Origin of the sequence: Haloferax sp. Atlit-10N (assembly GCF_003586325.1) — an archaeon.
In the GTDB taxonomy this organism is placed as follows: Archaea; Halobacteriota; Halobacteria; order Halobacteriales; family Haloferacaceae; genus Haloferax; species Haloferax prahovense.
In genome coordinates, this window is the sequence record NZ_PSYX01000001.1 from 1,181,527 (window position 1) to 1,201,394 (window position 19,868).

Sequence of the window (19,868 nt, forward strand, 5' to 3'; positions counted from 1 at the left end):
AAGTGTTGGTCAGCCGGAAGTCGAAGCCGGCGTCGTCTGCGAAAAATCGGGTTACGTCACCCACTATTTCGCGGGTGGTCGGCGACGGCCGGGCCGCGATCGAACGCCGGCCGAACGCCAGCCGACCGCCGCCAGCGGCCGGAGACCGCGCGGGGCCGCCTCAGTCGAGTTGCGTGACCGCGATGGTCACCGTCACGTCCTCGACGTCCCACGTCTCGACCGTCTCGCCCTCGGCGTCACCGAGGTCGAGCTCGCGGGCGCGGACCTCCTCGGCGATGAGGTCGCGGTTCTCCTCGACGAAGCCGGCGACGCGGTCGTCGTCGACCGCGAGCGACACGTCGATTTCGGCCTCGACGTCGAGGTCGAGCTGTTTGCGCATCTCCTGGATGCGGCGGATGACGTCGCGGGCGTAGCCCTCGGACTCGATGTCGTCGGTGAGCTCGGTGTCGACGTAGACCGTGCCGCCCTCGAAGTCGGCTCCGGTGACGTGTTCCGGGGGTTCGGCGCGGTACGAGACCATCTCGTCTGTGAGGTCGTACGTCTCGCCGTCGACCTCGACGCCGGACTCGACCTCGGCGCGCGAGAGCCCCTCGACGGCCTCCATGATTTCCTGGGCGTCAGCGCCGAACTCCGGCCCGATGACGCTCATCTGCGGTTCGGCCGTCTCGACGAGTTCGTCGAAGACCTCGACGACCTGCACGTCGCGGGTGTTCACGCGCTCCGCGAGGAGGTCCGAGAGGGCTTCGACCGCGTCGGCGACCTCGGCGTCTTCGGACTCGACGACGATGCGCGAGACGGGCCAGCGGAGCTTGCGACCGCCGAGCTGGCGGGCGTGCGCCGCGGCCTCCTCCACGTCGCGGAGGACGGCCATGTTGGCTTCGAGGTCCTCGTCGCGGCGTTCCTCGTCGGCCTCGGGGTACGACAGCATGTGGACGGTCGTCTCCGAGCCGTCGAGCCGCTGGTACATCCGTTCGGCCATGTAGGGCGCGTAGGGCGCGATGAGCCGGAGAGACTCCGAGAGCACCGTCGAGAGCGTGGCGTACGCACCGAGCTTCGACGCCGAGTCCTCTTCGTCCCACATGCGTTCGCGGATGGCCTTCACGTAGAACCGCGAAACGTCCTGCGTGATGAAGTCCAGAAGCGTGTTGAGCGCGGTGGAGACCTCGTAGTCGTCCCACGCGTCGGCCATCTCGGCTTCGACGGTCTGGAGCCGCGAGAGCACCCACTCGTCGACGACGGTGAGTTCGCCCTCCGAGAGGTCGGCCTCGGCGGGGTCGTAGCCGTCGAGGTCCATGTACGGAAGCGGGAACCGGAAGACGTTCCAGAAGATGTTGAGCGTCGATTGGGTGTCGACGAGGCCGTCCCACTCGAACGAGAGGTCCACGCCCTGCTGGTCGTGGCTGAGGAGGTAGGCGCGAAGCGGGTCGCGGCCGGCGCGGTCGATGGCCTCCTCGGGCGTCACGATGTTGCCGACGGACTTCGACATCTTGCGGCCGTCCTTGTCGTTGGCGAAGCCGTGCATGATGACCTCCTTGTACGGCGACTCGCCGGTCGCGGCGGTGCCCATGCCGAGTTGCGACCAGAACCACCCGCGGGTCTGGTCGTGCGCCTCGATGATGAGGTCGGCGGGCCATAGCTCGTCGTAGGCCTCGGTCTCGCCGGGGAAGTCGAGCGTGCCCCACGTGGCGACGGAGGAGTCTATCCACACGTCGAACACGTCGGGGACGCGCTCGTAGGTCACGCCGTCTTCGGTGATGGTGATGGGGTCGACAGAGGGCCGGTGGAGGTCCACCGTCTCGGGGTCGACGTCTTGGTCGGCGCGCTCTGCGAGTTCCTCGCGGGTGCCGACGACAATCATCTCCTGTGCGCCCTCGGCGTCGGCGTCCTGCGGGACCCAGATGGGAAGCGGGATGCCCCAGTAGCGCTGTCGGGAGACGTTCCAGTCGGGCGCGTCGCTCACGAAGTCGCGGAAGCGGTTGTCGCGGGCCCACTGCGGGTGCCACTCGGACTCCTCGATGTTGTCGAGAAGCTGTTCTTTCACGTCCGTGACCGTGATGAACCACTGGTCGGTGGCGAGGAAGATGATGTCCGTGTCACAGCGCCAACAGTGGCCGTAGCGGTGGTCGTGCTCGCCGGCGTGGAGCAGGTGGCCGAGTTCGTCGAGGTCCTCGATGACTTCGGGGTTGGCGTCGCGGACGAAGGTGCCCGCGTAGTCGCCGCCCTGCTCCGTGAACTCGCCTTTGTCGTCGACGGGGACGAACACGTCCAAACCGAGTTCCTGCCCGCGGGCGAAGTCCTCCTGCCCGTGACCGGGCGCGGAGTGGACGAGTCCGGTGCGGTCGGCCTCGACGTAGTCGGCGGTGTACACCTGTCCCGCGCCCTCGAAGTCGGCGTACTCGGCGACGACGCCGTCGAGCGGGTGGTCGTACTCCCAGCCGACCATCTCCTCGCCCGTGACCTCGGAGAGGACCTCGTAGTCCTCGTAGCGGCCCTTCTTCAGGACCTCCTCGACACAGGGTTCCGCGAGGTAGAGCACCTCGCTCTCGCCGTCCTTCTCGGCGCGGACCTCCTGGTACGTCATCTCGCCGTCGACGGCGACGAACGTGTTCGCGGGGATGGTCCACGGCGTCGTCGTCCAGATGACGAGGTTGCCCTCGCGGCCCTTCAGCGGGAACTTGACGTAGATGGACGGCGAGGTGATTTCGTCGTACTCGACCTCGTTGGCCGCGATGGCGGTCTGACAGCGCGGGCAGTAGTTGACGCTCCGCTTGCCCTGTTCGACCAGTCCGTTTTCGGCGACCTTCGAGAAGGCCCACCACGCGGACTCCATGTACTCGGGCGACAGCGTCTGATAGGGGTTGTCCCAGTCCATCCACGCGCCGATGGACTGGAAGTCCTCGTCCATCGCCTCGCGGTTGCGGACGGCGAACTCCTTGCACTTCTGGATGAACTGCTCCATGCCGAACTCCTCGATGTCGCGCTTCGAGGTGAAGCCGAGTTCCTCTTCGACTTTGACCTCGATGGGGAGGCCGTGCATGTCGTAGCCGGGGCGGTCCGTGACCTGATGCCCCGTCATGCGCTTGTGCCGGATGACGGCGTCCTTCAGCGTCTTGTTCCACGCCGTGCCGAGGTGCATCTGGCCGGACGTGTACGGCGGGCCGTCGACGAAGAAGAACGACGGGTCGTCGGCGTGTGCCTCCTTCGTCGCCTCGTACGCGTCGTTCTCGTCCCAGTACTCGCCGACGACGGACTCCACGTCCGACGGCGTGTACTGGTCTGCGATGTCTTCCATACCCCGTCCTTCTCGCGGATATATATCAAAACGGCGGGTCTGGTCCGCGTCGGTCGGGCGTTCCGTCGGGTCCGACTCAGACACGGGAGACCCTCCGCTGTCGGCGGTCTGTTGGTCGCTGTCGATACGCCTGTCGGGTGTGGTGCGTGTGTCGCTCCATGGGGGGTTCCGGTGTGTCACACCGGAAGAGACTGCAGTCGCTCGGAGGTCGATACGGACGGGTGTCGAGGATGAGGGATATGCGAGGCTACTGCCCCGCAATAATGAGCGACGGAGCGACGACCGACGGTCGGGACTGGCCGACCGCGGGTGAGCGAGAGAGGCTCCGGTGTCGTCGCATGCTATCCGAACGAAGTCTCGGAAGCGTCATAACGCTTACTCCGGCGACGACATCGACATCAACGCCGGCATCGACGCTATCGGTCCGACCAGCGACCGACGCGGTGGGTCGCGACGACCGACTCAGAGTCCGACCCGTGCGTGGTTCCGGATTCGTCGTCGCGCTCGAACACCCGGAGCGTGGCGTTCGTCGGCGCGGCACCTCTCGCCACGTCGAACTTCGAGAGGTGAGTGCAGACGAGCGTGTCCGCGTCGAACGGTTCGAGGTCGGACGGCGGCGACCGGCGAATCGGGAGTTCGGCGTCGCGCCACCCGGTCCACGACGGGGACTGCGCGACGTTGTAGAACGCGGCGTCCTCGCGGGACATCCGAACCTCGAACAGGAGGGCGAACGAGTCGCCTTCGGCCCACAGCAGGTCGTTCGAGTACTCCCCCTGCATCGCGCGGTCGGTGAACACGTCCGTCTGGTCGTCCGGCGGGTCGGCGAACAGCCACCCGCGGAAGTCGGCGTCGTCGGGGAACGACCCGTTCACGTACTGCTCGTCTGCTGGGTGGAGTTTCGAGTGGCCGGTGTCGGCGCGGATTCGACCGCTGGCGGTCCGTCGGGCGTCGGCGAGACAGCCCGAGAGGCCTGCCAACGAGAGCGCAGCCGCGCTCGAAAGGAGGGCTCGGCGGTGCATGTCCGACGCTGACGGCGGCTATCGGTTTAATCCCACGTAATCCACAGGAGGACCGCCAGCGCCACCGCCTGGAGGACGTGGACGCCCATCAGCACCCGCCACGCCGCGGCGGGAACGGCGGTGGCGAACCAGACCGACAGCGTCGGGTCGACCAGGTAATAGTACAGCGCGAAGAGGCTCTGCGCGAGCAGAAAGACGCCGAAGACGACGAGACCGAGCGCGTGTTTCGACCGGAACAGCAGGTAGTTCCGCCCCCAGATTCCGAGCAGGACGACGAGGAACACCGCGCTCGCGCCGAGCGCGAACCGCGCGGCGTCGACCAAGACGCTCATGGCCGCCGCTGGGCGCGAGGCGGTTCACGTCGTCGGGTTCGCGTCGGCGTCATTCGTTCGGGAGGTGGTTCGCTCGAAGGCGGTATCGGAGCGGGGGCGGCGGCAGGGCGAGTGGGCGGCTCGCTCCGGGTCAGTTGTCCGCGACGACGCTGAGGTCGAACGCGGCGTCCGCCGGCTCGTCGTCGGGCGTCAGGTAACCGAGCGCGATGGCGGTGTACGCGCGACCGCCCTCGACGGTGACGTCGAACTCGGCGACCACGTCGCCGTCGTTCGACTCCGTATCGCCCCGAATCTGGAGCGTGTAGTCCCCGGCAGGGACCTCGACGGTCGCGGCGTCGCCGAAGGCCGCGCCGTCGACGAGAGCGTCCCCAGAGCCCGCGACGGTCACGTCGACCGCGGGCGCGTCCGGCGAGGCGTGTAGCACTCGGACGCGGGCCGCGTCGTCGGCGGGGGCCGAGCGGTCGTCTTCGAGGAGGGAGACGGCGAAGCCGTTCTCGGCCGCCGAGTCGAGTTCGCCGAGCGCCGCGGCGGTGTACGCACCGGCCGCGAGGTCGAGCGTCTCGTCGAAGACGACCGTGTCGGGCGCGTCGGTCGCGCGAATCGTCACCTGATGGGACCCGGCGGTCAGCGCGAGGTAGTCGCTGACCGCGCCGAACGGCACGTCAGAGAGGGCTACCGAGCCGTCGACGTACACGTCGACGTTCGGCGCGTCGGGAGAGAGGTGAGCGACGCGGAGCATCGCCATCTCGGGTTCCGGCGTCGGTGTCGGGGTGGGAGTCGGAGTCGCCGTCGTGGTCGTCTCCGTCTCGTCGTCGGTCCCGCCGCCGCCCATACAACCTGCGAGCCCGCCCGCGATGGCGACGCCACCGAATCCACGGAGTACGTCGCGGCGTTTCATGTTCGTCATAGCGACGAGAGATGAGAGCGTCGATTGGAATATCACCGTTTTCCCAAATTCGGCCACAATGGTTCCAGAAATATGTCTTTTTGCGAGAATGTCAGCAGATAACGCCGTTATTTTGTGAACGTTCGGAACCGAGCTCCAACCGGCGTCGGAGTGGGCACAGAAGCTAAGAAGGGAGGGGAGACCCGCCTCAGAAGTCGGGCAGGTCGTCGGGCGCTTCGTACTCGGACTCCCAGTCGATGTAGTCGTCTTTGAGCACGTCGCACACGTCCTGTCCGAGTTCGGTGAGACCGGCGTTGATAGACGACACCTCGCCCCACGAGGTCAGGTCGGGGTGGAGTTCGCGCTCCTTCCAGTCCTCGGGGATGCCCGGCGCGTGGTAGCCGACGCGGTCGGCGAAGTCGTCCCAGAAGAAGTCGAAGTGGGAGAGGAGGTCGAGGTCGAGGACGATTTCCCACTGCGCCTCGGTGACGGGCGTCTCCGCGGCCCACGCCTCGAAGGCGTCGGCCCACGCGCCGGCTTCGAGGAACGCCTCCAACTCGGCGCGCTTGAAGTCGGCGTCGGCGGCCACCTGTGCGTCCTCGTACTGGTTCGGGTCCACGGTCGGGAGCGACGGCGGGTCCGGGACGGGAACGTCGAGCATGGTCGCCAGTCGGTCGCCGTCCGGGAAAAGAGTTCGGCGCTGGTTTCCTCAGTTCTCCATGCGCTCGATAACGGATTCGAGCTGTTCGGCGCGGGCGGCGACCGCCTCGGCCCGGAGCTCCGCTTCCTCGTCGGTCTCGCAGACGAGTCGGGGGACCGGCGTCGGCTTCCCGTCGTCGTCGAGCGCGACGAACGTCAGGAACGAGGTGGTCGTCTTCCGGAGTTCGTCGGTCTTCGGGTTCTCGGCGTGCACGTCGACTTTCACGTCCACGCTGGTCCGGCCGACGTTGAACACGTACGCCTCCATCACGGCGACTTCGCCGAGGTCGATGGGGCTGATGAAGTCGACGTGGTCCATCGACGCGGTGACACACTGGCGGTTCGAAAAGCGCATCGCTGCGATGGCCCCGCAGATGTCCATCCAGTGGAGGACCGCCCCACCGAGGGCTCGCCCGAGGTTGTTGGTGTCGTTCGGCAGGAGGAGTTCGGTCATCTCGGTGCGCGACTCGTCGAGCGTCGCGGTGGATTCGCTCATGCGAGCAGGGTCACGCCGAGGGGGCTTGAAATCGTGGGGCGCGGCGGCGACGGCCCCAACTCACTCGTCGAAGTCGGCGTCGAACGCCTCGGGCGACTGCCCGGCGGCGTCGAGCACCTCGTCGGAGATGAGAATCGGACAGTCCACGCGGATGGCGAGCGCGATGGCGTCGCTCGGGCGCGCGTCGAAGACGAACGTCCGCGCCTCGCCGTCGTGGTACCGCTCGGCGTCGACCTTGGCGAGGAACGTGCCGTTCGAGAGGTCGTCGATGCGGATGCTGTCGATGGCCCCGCCGAACTCGGTCACCATCTCGACCAGGAGGTCGTGGGTCAGCGGGCGCTCGAACTGCTCGCCGGAGAGCCCGAGCTGGATGGCCTGAGCCTGGTCCGACGTGATGACGATGGGCAGGAACTCGTCGCGCGCTTCGAGGACCACCGCCGGCACGTTCGAGCCGTCTTCGCCGACGCCGACCCCGATACCGCGGACCACGGCACGGTGTTTCATGCTATCCTGTAGTTGGCCGGGGTACGAATAGTTACCCCAGAACGAGTCGCCGACCCGGTCGCCGTCGCTCCCCGCGAGCGCTCAGCGTCGGGCGAACTGAACGGCCGCGATGACGAGCAGGATGGCGAGGCCGCCGGCGAAGAAGGCGAGCCCCGGCGGGATTCCCTGCGCCGCCGCGGGCGCGGCCTCCGCGGCCATCGTCGAGACCGTCCCGGCGTCGGCAGACTCAGCCGCTCCACCAGCCCCGCCGAGAACGCCGAGACCCCGCGACGCGACCCACTGGACGAACGCCGAGAGCAGGCCCAAGACGGCGACGCCGCCGAGCAGGCTCGTCAGCATGGACGCCAGCCCCGTCCGCGTCTCCTCGCCGGCGGCGACGACGACCAGCGGCCTGTCGGCGGGGGCGTACACCTTCATCTCGCGGCCCTTCTCGGAGTAGACGGTGTCGACCACTTCGACGAGGCCCGCGTCGTCGAGCTTTCGGAGGTGGTACTGGACGTTCTGAAGCGACGTGTCGACGCGCTCTGCGAGGTCCGCGGCGTTCGTCGGCGTTTCGTGGAGCGCGGCGAGCACGCGGCGGGCCGTCTCCGACGAGAGCGCCGAGAGGAGGTCCGACGCCTCGTCGTCGTCGAGTCCGATGACCCGCGGGGAGGATTCGTCCGCGGCGGAGGTGTCGGGAGTGGAGGGCAACAAACCGGCCATGGGGGTGAGTACTCCGCCGGAGGATACAAACCTGTTGTCCGTCGCCCGCGGAACTGTCGGCGCTCAGACGCCCTCGCCGACGACGACGACGCGCAGGTCGTTGACGTTCGTCCCCGTCGCGCCGGACTCGACGAGCGCGCCGGCCTCCCGAAGCACCGGGAGCGCGTCGTTTCTCGCCAGCGCGTCGTGGGCGTCGCCGGCGTCGACGGTCGACGAGTCCACGACCGCGCCCGCGACCTCCGTCCCGCCGTCTTTCCCGTCGCTGTCGATGCTGGCGAGGACGGTCTCCTCGGGGAGTTCGGCGGCGGCCGCGAGGCAGAATTCGAGGTTCGGCCCGCCGTCGCCGTCGCCGCGGACCGTCACGGTGCACTCGCCGCCCGAGAGGACCACGGCAGGCGCGGAAATCGGGTTCCCGGTCGCGAGCGACTCCTCCGCGACGGCGACGTGGGTCTTCGCGGCCTCGCGCGCCTCGCCGCGCACGCGAGACGAGAGGACGAGCGGGTCGTAGCCGCGGTCCGCAGCCACCTCGCGGGCGGCGTCGAGCGCGGTGAACGTGTCCGCGAGAACGTGGTTCGTCACCCGGTCGAACACCGAGTCGCCGGGCTTCGGTGTCTCCGGAATGTCGCCGGCAGAGCCGCGAGCGAGGCGCGTGCGGACCGATTTCGGCACGTCGAGGTCGAAGCGGTCCAGCACGTCGAGGGCGTCGTCGTAGGTCGTCTCGTCGGGTGCGGTCGGGCCGGAGGCGATGACGCCGAGGTCGTTTCCGACCACGTCCGAGAGGACGAGGCCGACGACCGTCGCGGGCGCGGCGAGGCGTGCGAGACCGCCGCCCTTCAGCGCCGAAACGTGCTTTCTGACCGCGTTGAGGTCGTGAATCTCCGCGCCGCTTTCGAGCAGGCTGTCGGTCGTCTCCTGCAACTCGGCGAGCGAGATGCCCTCGGCGGGTGACGGGAGAACCGCGCTCGCACCGCCGGTGATGGCGGCGAGGACGAGCGTGCGGTCGTCGAGGTCGGAGATGAGGTCCACGAGCCGCCGGGTGCTCTCGACGCCGCGCGCGGAGGGGACCGGGTGGTCGCCGGGGAGTCGCTCGATACGCCCGTCGGGGCTCGGCGTCGGGTCGGGCGTCACGACGACGCCGTCGTCGATGCGGTCGCCGAGGACGGCTTCGAGGGCGTCTGCGACGCCGTCGCCGGCTTTGCCCCCGCCGACGACGAGGATTCGGTCGTAGGCGGTCAGGTCGTAGGTCTCGTCCGCGACGGTCAGGGTGTCGCCGTCGAGCGACACCGACTCGCGGACGACGCGGTCGGGTAGGACGGCCTCGACGCCGGCCTGCAGGCAGTCGATGGCCGTCTCGTGGGCGGGCGTCGGGGTTCGCGCGTCGAAATCCTGCATAGTTCGTGGGAGATGCCGACACGGATAAAAACCGTGGGGCGGTAAACCCGGCGATGAACGATTCGTCGCCCGGCGAGGGTCACGTCCGCGTCGTCGGCACGGCCCACGTCTCGGCCGACAGCGTCAGAGAGGTCGAAGAGACCGTCAGGGAAGAGCGTCCCGACGTCGTCGCGGTCGAACTCGACGAGGGTCGCTACCGGCAGATGAAGGGCGGAACGCCCGACGACATCGAAGCGCGCGACCTGCTTCGCGGCAACACCGTCTTCCAGTTTATCGCCTACTGGATGCTCTCGTACGTTCAGTCGCGGATGGGAGACAAGTTCGACGTGAAGCCCGGCGCGGACATGCTCGCGGCGGTCGAGACCGCCGAAGACGAGGGCCTCGACGTGGCGCTCGTCGACCGCGACATCCAAGTAACCATCCAGCGCTTCTGGCGGCGGATGGGCACGCTCGAAAAGATGCGCATGGCCGGCGACCTCCTGTTCGGCGTCGCCGACGCCCGCGGGGTCGGCGCGGTGTTGGGCATCGCCGTCGGCGTCTTCCTCGGGCCGCTCGTCGGCCTGTTCGGGGGCGCGGTCGGCGTCACCGACCTCCTGTTGACGCGCACCGCCACCGCCGCGGTCCTCGGGGCCGCGTCCGCGTACCTGCTCTACACCGTCGCCTCGTTCTCTCTCGACGGCGACGACGCGGTTCTCGCGGGCCTCGGCGGCGGCGCGGCAATCGGTATCGTCGTCGGCTTCGGTCTCGGGCTCGGCACCGGCCTCGTCTCCGGAATCCTCGGGAGCCTCGGCACCGCCATCGTCGGGAGCCTCGTCATCGGCGTCCTCGCGGGCGTCGTCGTGGGCGTCACCGCCGGCGCGGTCCTGAACGCCTTCGGCCTGTTCGCGCCCGCCGAGAGCGACGCCGACTACGAGGAGTTCGACATGGCCGAACTGACCGACGGCGACGTGGTCTCGGCCATGATGGAGGAGTTCCGCCGGTTCAGCCCCGGCGGCGCTGAGGCGCTCATCGACGAGCGCGACGCCTACATCGCCCACCAGCTCGTCGCGCTCCGGCAGTCCGGTCGGCACGTCGTCGCCATCGTCGGCGCGGGCCACCGCGAGGGCATCGAGAACTACCTCGCACACCCCGAGACGCTCCCGCCGATGGAGTCGCTCGTCGGCGTCGCGGAGAAGGACGGCTTCCCGTGGGGGAAACTGCTCGGCTTCGGCGTCACCGCCGTGTTCATCGCCTTCTTCGTCCTCCTCGCGATGGCCGGCGTCGGCAACGAACGGCTTCTGACCATCTTCGGCGCGTGGTTCCTCATCAACGGCGTGTTCGCCGCCGCGCTCGCCAAGGTCGCCGGCGCGCGGTGGACCTCCGCCCTCGTCGGCGGCCTCGTCGCGTGGATGACCTCCATCAACCCGCTTCTCGCGCCCGGCTGGTTCACCGGCTACGTCGAACTCCGACACACGCCGGTCAACGTCGGCGACATCGGCAAACTGAACGAACTGCTCTCCGACGAGGAGACGCCCATCGTCGACCTCGTCGGTCAGATGTTCGACGTGCCGCTGTTCAAGCTCATCATGGTCGTCGCCATGACGAACATCGGGAGCATCATCGCGAGCTTCCTCTTCGTCACCTACGTCATCCCCGTCATCGCCTCGGACCTCGGCGGCGTCGCGGGCGTGGCGAACCTGATGTTCGAGGGCGCGCGCAACAGCGCCGACCTCATCTGGAGGTCTCTGACGTGAACGTCTCCTTTTCCTCGCGCGAACTCCGCGACCTGCTCGTCGCGTGGGTCGCACTCGGCCTCGCCTTCGCCATCTTCTTCGCCGGCGGCGGCAACCGAACCATCCAACTGCTGACGAGCGGGTCGTTCGGCCTCGCGCTCGTCGTGAGCCTGCTGACGGCCGGCGTGGGCTTTCTCCTCCACGAGGTCGCACACAAGGTCGTCGCCGTCAGGTTCAATCAGGTCGCCGAGTTCCGCGCCGACTACGGCATGCTCGCAGTCGCCATCATGAGCGCGCTCGTCGGGTTCATTTTCGCCGCGCCCGGCGCGGTCTACCACCGCGGCGTGCTCACGGAGCGAGAACACGGCCTCATCGCCCTCGCGGGCCCGGTGACGAACCTGCTGCTCCTCGTCGCCTTCGCGCCGGTGTTCGTCGTCGGCGTCCTCGTCGGCTCTGACGTGGTCCAACTCGTCGGCTCTCGCGGACTCATTATCAACGCCTTCCTCGCGGCGTTCAACATGCTCCCGTTCGGCTCCTTGGACGGCAAGACGGTCAAGGCGTGGAGCACGCCGGCGTTCGCCGGCGTCCTCGTCCTGTCGGTTCTCCTCACGGTCGGTCTGTTCCTGTTCGTCGGGTTCTGACCCGACCGACGGGGGTTTCGGACGACTCCAATCGCTCTATTTCTGGCACGTCTCGGTCTCGAAGTCGCGAGCGACGCTAGAGTCGAGACGCGGGACGGAGAGCGGAGAGCACTCGGAGGGCTCGGGACGCACAGACGGTACTCGGGGCGCGACAGGGACGAATGGAGGGAGAAGGGGACCGCACGAGTGCGGCGGGGACCGGTCGGGCCGCCGAGGTCGGGATTCGGGGCAGGTTGCGGCTGTGGAGTGCAGTTCGGGACGCGAGGTTGGGTTAGGCTGTGTCGGGTGTGGGTGGGCGGGGGTTAGCTGCGGTTAGTGTTCGGGTTGGAGTGGGTGTCAGGTGGGCTGGTTTGCGGGCGGTTCGCGGTCGGGCAGGGGCAGACGCGCGCCGTGGGAGGGGAAAGCGTCGGCGGGGAACCGAGACGAATCCGGGTTGGTCGTACGCGTCGGGGACCGCGTTACTGCTGGCCGTGGTCGCGCCCGAGAACGAGCGCGACGGCGTGGACGGCGATGAGCCCGGCGAAGAGGGGGAGTTCGCCGGTTGAGAGACCGCCGCTGAGGACGGGCAGGTACGCGAGGGGCAGCGCGACTGCCGACCAAAACGCGACGGTTTCGAGGGGGGCGTACGCGAGGCGGCCGATGGTCGATGCGAAGCCGAGGGCGAGCGAGTCGTTCGTGGAGGGGATTCCGGACATCGTCACTCCTGCATACGACGGGGACCATCATATAAGGGGCCGAGCGTTACCGTGAATTCGCTTCTTTTTCGACTGTTCAGACCCGGCTTAGGGCGAACATTCTTCTTTCGTAACGTTTTATGAAGGTGTTAAAACCGACGAGAAATTTTATAATGCTCTCTAGAGCTTTTTCGCAAATATTGCAAAAGCTATAGATTATTCAACACAATCGGCTCGGAGAACCGTCGATTAGGAGGCTCGTAGCGGGGTCGTCGGAGCGCGCGCGCGACCGGCAGGACGCGCGTAACCGGAAGGGCGACGACGACACGACAACGACCGAGCGGCGGCGAACACTCACCTATGCGAGAACGTGTATGATTCGTACCCTGTGATTTTATATTTCGGCCTATCTCGTACACGAACATGACGAACGACGACTCCGAAGGGATGACCTACGCCGATGCGGGCGTCGACATCGAGGCGAGCGAGGCCGCGACCGCGGCGCTCGTCGCGCAGGTCGGCGGCGGGTCGGGCGACTACGCCGGCCTGCTCGACATCGGCGACCGCTACCTCGGACTCGCCACCGACGGCGTCGGCACCAAACTGCTCGTCGCCGAGGCGCTCGGCGACTACTCGACGGTCGGCATCGACTGCATCGCCATGAACGCCAACGACCTCGTCGCGGCCGGCGTCCGGCCCGTCGCGTTCGTGGACTACCTCGCGGTCGACGCGCCCGACGAGACGTTCGCCGAGCAGGTCGGACAGGGCCTCGCCGCGGGTGCCGAGGAGGCGGACATCGAACTCGTCGGCGGCGAGACGGCGGTCATGCCCGAGGTCATCAACGGCCTCGACCTCGCGGGCACCTGCGCCGGACTGGCGAAGAAGGACGCTATCTTCCCCGGCGAGGCCGAGGAAGGCGACGCGCTCGTCGGCTTCCCGTCGTCCGGCATCCACTCGAACGGCCTCACGCTCGCCCGCAAGGCCGCCACGGCCGACGGCGACTACGACGACGCGTGGGACGGCGACGACTACGACACCGTCGGCGAGGCGCTCCTCGAACCGACGCGGCTCTACACCTACCTGTTGGACGACCTGCGCGCCGCCGAGACCAACGCCGCGGCCCACGTCACCGGCGGCGGCTGGACCAACCTCGAACGCATGGGCGAGTTCCGCTACGTCGTCGACGACGCCTTCGAGCCCCAGCCGGTGTTCGAGTTCGTCCAGGAGCGCGGCGGCGTCTCCGACGAGGAGATGCACACGACGTTCAACATGGGCACCGGCTTCGTCGCGGCCGTCCCCGAGGCGAACGCCGAGGCGTTGGTCGAGGCGACCGACGGCCGCATCATCGGCCGCGTCGAATCGGGCGACGGCGTCTCGATTCGCGGCCTCGACCTCTGAACGCGGACAGCTTGTCGAATCGAAGTGTTCGATTAGAAGCACTATTTTATCGACGTTCGCCATAGTGGAGGTGTGACTTCACCGCCACCGACACCGAACGGCCTCCCGCTCGTGGGCCACACCGTCGGCTTCGCGGCCGACCCGTTCGGCTTCGTCGCCGACCTCCTCGCGGACCACGGCGTCGAGGACGCGGTCGGACTCGACGTGGTGGGTATGGGCGACCTGTACGTCCTCGCTCACCCCGACCACTTCGAGCGGGCGTTCGTGACCGACCGCGATACTATCGTCAAGGGCGGCGAGTTCGAGGCCGCCTTCGGCGACGCCGTCATCGCCGCCGAGGGGGACGAGTGGCGGCGACAGCGCGACGAGCTAGAGCCCTTCTTCGGCTGGGAGCGGGTCGACGAGTACGCGTCCGTGATGCGCCGACAGGTCGAGCGCCGCCTGCGGACGTGGCCCGACTCGGGGACGCTGTCGCTCGAAGCCGAGATGAAGTCCGTCACCCTGGACATCATCTTCGCCACCATCCTCGGGCGGGAACTCGACCTCGACGGCGACGACCGAGTTCGCTCGGCCGCCGACGGCCTCAACGGCCGCTTCGCGCCCGCGTCGTGGGTGTTGCCCTCGTGGGTGCCGACGCCGAGCAGGCGTCGGTTCGACCGGGCCGACCGAGTCCTCCGCGAGGAGGTCAGAAAACTGGTCGAGACCGCCGACGAAGAGAGTCTCACGCGCCGACTCGCCGACGCGCTCGGGACCGACGCCGACTACCCGGCGGCCGTCGAGTCACTGGAGAACCAGCTCGTGGGCATGATTTTCGCCGGCCACGAGACGACGGCGCTCGCACTCACCTACGCGCTGTACCTGCTCGCGACGCACCCCGATGTCCGCGAGCGCGCCACCGACGAGGTCGACCGCGTCGTCGGCGATGGCCCCGTGTCCGCCGAGGCGACCGGGGAACTCCCGGTGCTCGAACGCGTCATCAAAGAGACACTCAGGCTCTACCCGCCGGTTCACACGCTCCCGCGGGAGACGGCGAAGCCGTTTCCGACCGGCGACCGAGTCATTCCGGCGGGCGCGGACATCCACCTCTCTGTCATCCGCATCCACCGCGACGAGCGGTGGTACGACGACCCGCTCGCGTTCCGGCCCGAGCGCTGGGACGGAGAGACCGACCGTCCCGCCTACGCCTATCTCCCCTTCGGGGCCGGGCCGCGGAGCTGTCTCGGGCGGGCGTTCGCGCTCACGGAGGCGAAAATCGTACTCGCGACCGTCCTCCGCGACTTCGACCTCGGCTGGGGCGGCGACGGAGAGTTAGAAATCGCGCCCGAGATGACGACCCAACCGAAGGGCGAAACGCCGCTCGTCGTCCGCCGGCGCTGAGTCCGTCGCGTGGGAGTGTCGGCGTTTGGCGTTTCGGACGGCGGACCGCCTCCGGCGTCTCGCCGGTCGCCGGACTCGACCTCAGATGTGGGCAGCGATGTCAGCTTCGGTGATGATGCCGACCGTCTCGCCGCCCTCGACGACGATGATGGCCGAGTTGTGGTCGAGGTAGACGCCGATTTCGTCCAGCGTCGTCTCGGGTTCGACGGTCGTGACGCCCTCGGACATGACCTCGTTGACCGGGCGGTCGGTCACGTCGTCCTCCTGGACGTGGCGGATGTCGGCGTTCGAGATGATGCCGAGCGGGCGGCCGTTCTCGATGACTGGCAGTTGGGAGAACCCGGCGTCGAGCATGATGTCGCGCGCCTCGCGGACTGAGTTGTCGGGGGCGACGCTCCGGACGGTCGTGTTCATGATGTCTTCCGCGCGCACGATGCGACCCTCGGCCTCGTCCAGCGCCTCGACGATTCGCCGGAGCGTCGAGAGACGCGGGTCGACGTCGCCGCCTTCGATGCGGGCGATGAGCGGCTGGGAGACCCCGGCCATGTCGGCGAGTTTGCTCTGCGTCAACTCCAGGGAGTTCCGCCGTTCCCTGAGGTCCTGCGGCGTGGGGAGTTCCATGCCGGAGTGATAACCCGTAGTTATGAAAAAGTGTTCCGGTCGCTCATCGGGGCATGGGTTCGCAGGCGCCGCGAAAATCGCTCGCTCGTGTCGGGCGGTCGCCCCAAGTACACCGGTCGGTGCGGTTTGGCACGACCCGACGCGGCCGGGCGCGACGGCGCGGGATTACTGGTCTTCGTCGGAGTCGAACTCGCGGATGTCGATGACGTCGAGGGGGACATCGCGGAGCGCGCCGCCGACCTCGCTTTTGGCGATTCGGGAGGCGTGCTTCTCGCCGTCCGCGTTGAAAATCTTGATTTCGAGGAGCAGGCCGACGAGGGCGGTGTTGGCCGCGATGAACGCGGAGTCGAACGGTTCGCCACAGGCGGGACAGGGCGTCGCGCCGACTTCGACCTCGACGTACTCCTTGTCCTTCTGGTTGAGTCGCTTGCCGGCCTCGCTGACCGCGACGCCGATGGCGTCGTCGATGTCTTCTACGTCCCGGACCAACCAGGCCGCCTCCATCGCGACGAGATAGTTGCTCATACACACGTTACGCGCCGGTGGGGTTTCGTGTCTTGTGGTTCGAGCGCCGGGGCGCGTGGGATTCACACACCCGGGCCGCGAACCGACCGCGACGCGTCCGAATCCACGACACTCCCGTCCCTCGGCCGGAGCGCGCACGACCCGCGCATGCCACGGGGATTATCGCTATAACTTATGGAAAAGCGCTCCGCGGGTCACGCGCGTCTCACGCCGAATAGTCGGTCTAGTTGGAGTAGAGACAAGTGTGCTTTAATCGATAGACAGCGCCGGGGTGTCGTGCGGCCGGCTGAGAGAAGGTTTATATACTGGCACCTCCCGACCCTCGACTGAGGACACGGTGATGATACCCCGCCTAACGAAGTACGTCCTGTTCGCCGCCTACCAGCTATCGGTCGCGATGGGCATCGCGCTGCTCCCCGTCGCGCTCGCCGCTCGCCGGATGGGTGTGACCCTCCCGATTCGCCGGCTCGTGGAAACGACCGGAACCGCCTACGAACGCGCCGCGGGTCGCTAAGTCGACTCCCGCGCCCTCCCTCCTCCCGACGGTACTTCCCGCGAGCGATCGCATCGCGCGGCCGCCGCCGACGCGCGTCTGACGCTTTGGCACCGGCAACGGCGAGGTGAAGGGTTGCATTTATCAGCGCCGAAGTGCAATCGCTGACAATGCGTACCCCGACTCACGACGAGTTCTCCGGCCGTCTCGACTCGCTGAACGGCGACCGCTCGAACGTGTTCGGTCCCGAGCTCGGCGAGTTCCCGCACGCCGAGCGTCGCGCCGACTCGCTCGGAGACAAAGAGACGAAGACCGGAACGACCACCGTCGGTATCAAGACCGAAGAGGGCGTCGTCCTCGCGACCGACATGCGCGCGAGCATGGGCTACATGGTCTCCTCGAAGGACGTCCAGAAGGTCGAAGAGATTCACCCGACGGGCGCGCTGACCATCGCCGGCTCCGTCTCGGCCGCCCAGTCGCTCATCAGTTCCCTCCGCGCGGAGGTCCGCCTCTACGAGGCCCGCCGCGGCGAGGACATGAGCATGCAGGCGCTGTCGACGCTCGTCGGCAACTTCCTCCGCTCGGGCGGGTTCTACGTCGTCCAGCCCATCCTCGGCGGCGTCGACGAGACCGGCCCCCACATCTACAGCATCGACCCCGCCGGCTCCATCCTCGAAGAGGAGTACACCGTCACCGGCTCCGGCAGCCAGTACGCCCTCGGTGTGCTCGAACAGGAGTTCAAAGACGGCCTCAGCATCGAGGAGGCGAAGCAGGTCGCCACGAAGGCCATCCGCTCGGCGGTCGAGCGCGACCTCGCCTCGGGTAACGGCATCAACATCGCCGTCGTCACCGAGGACGGCGTCGACATCCAGCGCCACCAGAACTTCGAAGGCCTCGAATAAGTCGCCCGCAGTCGGCGGTTTCTCTTCGTTTTAACGGGTCGCTACCGGCTGGACTCGCGCGTACATCGTACTCACTCGTCGCCCGGAAGCGGCCGCAAGAGCCCGTACCACGCCCGGTAGCCGAGCACGCCGAGAACGCGCCCGAGTCCGAGGCTGTACCGGAACGACTCGGTTCGGGGGAGCAGTCGACGCTCGACCGCGATACCGAGGAGGCTGACGACTAGCCCACGACGCCGACGCGTCCGAACCTTCCAGCTATCGCGGTCGTACGCCCACACCTGTCCGATTCCCCACGCACCGCCGACGGCGATACCACCCGGCGACAGCGGCGTCGGCTCGTACGACTCGTCGTCGCTGGAGCGGAGCAGACGGCGCATCGACACCATCCAGAGCGCGGTGAGAAGCGCGAGACCGAATTCGGCGACGGCTTTCGTCCGGCGGGAGACCATACACGACGTTCGAGCGGCGCGATAATAGTTATTTCTCAGACAAGAATGTGTGAAGCCGAGGCCGACCCGCCGTCGTCGAGGCTGTCGCGGAGCCGACTGCACCCGCCGGCTCAGAACCAGTCGGCGAACGCGCCTTCGAGCAGCGAGTCGGACTGGCGCTCGACGTACTCGCGTTGCATCTCGCGGAGCGCCGTCTCGAAGTCGTCGGCGTCGCCGAGGGCGTCGCGGACGCGGGCGCGCTTCCAGTCGGCCGGCGTGACGCCCGTCTCGACGCGCTTGCGAAGGGGTTCGAGGTAGTAGTTGGCCTCCTCCTCGGAACAGCCCGCGAGCCGAAGCCCGTCGCGGGCGTGGACGAGCAGGTCCTCGTAGAGGTCAGCGCCGACCACGTCGTCGCCGTCGACGTCTATCCAGCGCAGGTCGCCGTGCGGTCCCTCACGCATCGCGGTGTAGAAGTTCTCCTCCGCGGTCTCCCAGTCGAGGTCGATGACGGGGTGGTCCAGTCGGGGGAGTCGCTCCATGAGTCCCGCGAAGGCGGCCTGGAACGCCACGGAGTCGCGGACGGTGGGCTGGCCCGCGATGGGGCGGAACTCGATGCGGGCGTTGGCCGACGAGCGGGACGCGCCGTCGAACACCGGGCGGACCCACCGCCAGTAGGTGCCGTGTTTCCGGCGGAGCGTGGCGAAGTCGTCGTCGAAGCGGTCGCCGCGTTCGACCGACATGGGAACCATCGTGGAGTCCTCGACGACGCGGTCGACGGCGTCTTCGACGGTATCGAGGTCGCCGGGGAAGGCGACCTTCTCGTGGTCGCCGGAGTTGAGCACCGACTCGAACACCGCGATGCGGTTTTCGTCCCAGCCGTCGGCGAGAATCTCGTCGGCCGTCACGCCATCGTCGTAGAGGTCGGCTGGGAAAAACGGCGAGTTGACGCCGAGCGCGAGAAGCGGCCCGGCGACCCGCAGCGCGTAGTTGAAGTGGTACGGCAGGTCGGCCGCGTGCGGGACCTGATAGTGCGGCTGGATGGACGTGATGAGCGCCTCGGGCATCACGGTGTCCGCTTCGAGCGAGACGTGCGGCGCGTCGAGCGTGAACGACTCCGGGGCGGTCGGCCCGTTGGCCATCGCGTGGTACCGCACGGAGTTGCTCATGTTCGTCGCGAGGCGGACGCCACCGTCGGTGACGGAGTCTGTCAGGTACTCGCGGGCGCTCTCGCCGGCCGGCGGGATGCTCCACATCCCGTCGGAGACGAGGCGCATCCCCTCGGCGGCAGCGCAGTCGAGCGCGGCGTCGAGTCGGGCGCGGACCTCGGACTCCTGCGCGCGGAGCCCGTGTGGATTCAGCGGCTGGGGGCTCGTGGTCATCTCGGCGTTGTGGAGCCCGAGTTCCTTCTCGAAGCCCATGAGGCCGAGCAGCCGGCGCGGGACCCGCATGAGCGCGTGCACGTCGTCTTCGCTCGCGGACCAGCGACCGTCGGAGACGGCGTAGAACTCGTACTCCAAGCCGACGATGGACTGGTGGTTGTCGAAGGTCCCCTCGCGCAGTTCGCGCTTGAGTACCTCGGCGTCGGCTTTCGCTTGCGCTTCGAACTCGGCCGCGTCGACCGCGAGCACGTCTTCGACGCGCTCTGCGAGGTCGTCGCTCATACCCGGCGTTCCGGCGTCGAACGCCTTCAACTTCCCGGCACCGCGGTCGTTCGGCAGCGAATCACATCCCCGACGACTGTCGAGACGCTTTTGCCCCGCGCGGCGATACCCACG

Annotated in this window: 20 protein-coding genes; 6 read left to right on the top strand and 14 right to left on the bottom strand. The window is 67.9% G+C overall.

Features of this window, described 5'->3' with window-relative positions:
- Positions 1-160: 160 nt before the first annotated feature.
- The 9 genes from ileS to C5B91_RS06195 all read right to left on the bottom strand — a co-directional run bounded on the left by ileS (position 161) and on the right by C5B91_RS06195 (position 9,322).
- Complete coding sequence (gene ileS, locus C5B91_RS06155; protein ID WP_049968482.1) at positions 161-3,292, bottom strand: isoleucine--tRNA ligase; 3,132 nt, start codon at positions 3,290-3,292, stop codon at positions 161-163.
- A 416-nt stretch (positions 3,293-3,708) separates the two neighbouring features.
- Positions 3,709-4,311, bottom strand: coding sequence for a hypothetical protein (locus tag C5B91_RS06160; RefSeq protein ID WP_008093440.1), 603 nt, complete (start codon positions 4,309-4,311; stop codon positions 3,709-3,711).
- A 26-nt stretch (positions 4,312-4,337) separates the two neighbouring features.
- Positions 4,338-4,643, bottom strand: coding sequence for a hypothetical protein (locus C5B91_RS06165; protein WP_008093441.1), 306 nt, complete (start codon positions 4,641-4,643; stop codon positions 4,338-4,340).
- A 130-nt stretch (positions 4,644-4,773) separates the two neighbouring features.
- The gene (locus C5B91_RS06170; protein ID WP_115819240.1) at positions 4,774-5,550 is read right to left on the bottom strand and encodes a DUF4397 domain-containing protein; all 777 of its coding nucleotides are present in this window, start codon (positions 5,548-5,550) and stop codon (positions 4,774-4,776) included.
- A gap of 187 nt (positions 5,551-5,737) precedes the next feature.
- Positions 5,738-6,190, bottom strand: coding sequence for a hypothetical protein (locus C5B91_RS06175; RefSeq protein ID WP_008093444.1), 453 nt, complete (start codon positions 6,188-6,190; stop codon positions 5,738-5,740).
- A 48-nt stretch (positions 6,191-6,238) separates the two neighbouring features.
- On the bottom strand, positions 6,239-6,724 hold the full coding sequence (locus C5B91_RS06180) for an acyl-CoA thioesterase (protein ID WP_004976908.1): 486 nt from the start codon (positions 6,722-6,724) through the stop codon (positions 6,239-6,241).
- 60 nt (positions 6,725-6,784) lie between these two features.
- Entirely contained in the window at positions 6,785-7,228 is a 444-nt protein-coding gene (locus C5B91_RS06185; protein ID WP_008093446.1) for a bifunctional nuclease family protein, read from the bottom strand.
- 81 nt (positions 7,229-7,309) lie between these two features.
- The gene (locus C5B91_RS06190; RefSeq protein ID WP_008093448.1) at positions 7,310-7,930 is read right to left on the bottom strand and encodes a winged helix-turn-helix domain-containing protein; all 621 of its coding nucleotides are present in this window, start codon (positions 7,928-7,930) and stop codon (positions 7,310-7,312) included.
- A gap of 63 nt (positions 7,931-7,993) precedes the next feature.
- A complete protein-coding gene (locus C5B91_RS06195; protein ID WP_115819241.1) occupies positions 7,994-9,322 on the bottom strand; it encodes a glycerate kinase in 1,329 nt (442 codons plus the stop codon).
- 53 nt (positions 9,323-9,375) lie between these two features.
- Between C5B91_RS06195 and C5B91_RS06200 the strand changes: the two genes are divergently transcribed.
- Together C5B91_RS06200 and C5B91_RS06205 are read left to right on the top strand one after the other, a co-directional pair.
- Positions 9,376-11,055, top strand: coding sequence for a TraB/GumN family protein (locus tag C5B91_RS06200; RefSeq protein ID WP_008093452.1), 1,680 nt, complete (start codon positions 9,376-9,378; stop codon positions 11,053-11,055).
- Positions 11,052-11,675, top strand: a complete 624-nt coding sequence (locus C5B91_RS06205; RefSeq protein WP_008093455.1) for a hypothetical protein — start codon at positions 11,052-11,054, stop codon at positions 11,673-11,675. Before C5B91_RS06200 ends, C5B91_RS06205 begins: the two co-directional genes overlap by 4 nt.
- A gap of 458 nt (positions 11,676-12,133) precedes the next feature.
- Here C5B91_RS06205 and C5B91_RS06210 read toward each other — a convergent pair whose 3' ends face one another.
- A complete protein-coding gene (locus C5B91_RS06210; protein ID WP_008093457.1) occupies positions 12,134-12,370 on the bottom strand; it encodes a hypothetical protein in 237 nt (78 codons plus the stop codon).
- 402 nt (positions 12,371-12,772) lie between these two features.
- On the opposite strand from C5B91_RS06210, the gene purM reads away from it, so the two are divergent.
- Entirely contained in the window at positions 12,773-13,747 is a 975-nt protein-coding gene (gene purM, locus C5B91_RS06215) for a phosphoribosylformylglycinamidine cyclo-ligase (RefSeq protein WP_008093458.1), read from the top strand.
- A gap of 72 nt (positions 13,748-13,819) precedes the next feature.
- On the top strand, positions 13,820-15,124 hold the full coding sequence (locus C5B91_RS06220) for a cytochrome P450 (protein ID WP_081909209.1): 1,305 nt from the start codon (positions 13,820-13,822) through the stop codon (positions 15,122-15,124).
- 81 nt (positions 15,125-15,205) lie between these two features.
- On the opposite strand, the gene C5B91_RS06225 is transcribed toward C5B91_RS06220, so the two are convergent.
- A complete protein-coding gene (locus tag C5B91_RS06225; protein WP_004976886.1) occupies positions 15,206-15,745 on the bottom strand; it encodes a CBS domain-containing protein in 540 nt (179 codons plus the stop codon).
- Between the two features lie 165 nt (positions 15,746-15,910).
- Positions 15,911-16,270 (bottom strand): DUF555 domain-containing protein, encoded by a 360-nt coding sequence (locus tag C5B91_RS06230; protein ID WP_004970698.1) that lies wholly within the window; start codon positions 16,268-16,270, stop codon positions 15,911-15,913.
- Positions 16,271-16,610: 340 nt separating this feature from the next.
- On the opposite strand from C5B91_RS06230, the gene C5B91_RS22330 reads away from it, so the two are divergent.
- A complete protein-coding gene (locus C5B91_RS22330) occupies positions 16,611-16,784 on the top strand; it encodes a hypothetical protein (protein WP_004041439.1) in 174 nt (57 codons plus the stop codon).
- Positions 16,785-16,933: 149 nt separating this feature from the next.
- Complete coding sequence (psmB, locus tag C5B91_RS06235; RefSeq protein ID WP_008093465.1) at positions 16,934-17,665, top strand: proteasome endopeptidase complex subunit beta; 732 nt, start codon at positions 16,934-16,936, stop codon at positions 17,663-17,665.
- A gap of 71 nt (positions 17,666-17,736) precedes the next feature.
- On the opposite strand, the gene C5B91_RS06240 is transcribed toward psmB, so the two are convergent.
- Both C5B91_RS06240 and C5B91_RS06245 read right to left on the bottom strand, forming a co-directional pair.
- A complete protein-coding gene (locus C5B91_RS06240) occupies positions 17,737-18,114 on the bottom strand; it encodes a hypothetical protein (RefSeq protein ID WP_008093466.1) in 378 nt (125 codons plus the stop codon).
- A gap of 110 nt (positions 18,115-18,224) precedes the next feature.
- Positions 18,225-19,754 (bottom strand): hypothetical protein, encoded by a 1,530-nt coding sequence (locus tag C5B91_RS06245; RefSeq protein ID WP_049913442.1) that lies wholly within the window; start codon positions 19,752-19,754, stop codon positions 18,225-18,227.
- Positions 19,755-19,868: the final 114 nt, after the last annotated feature.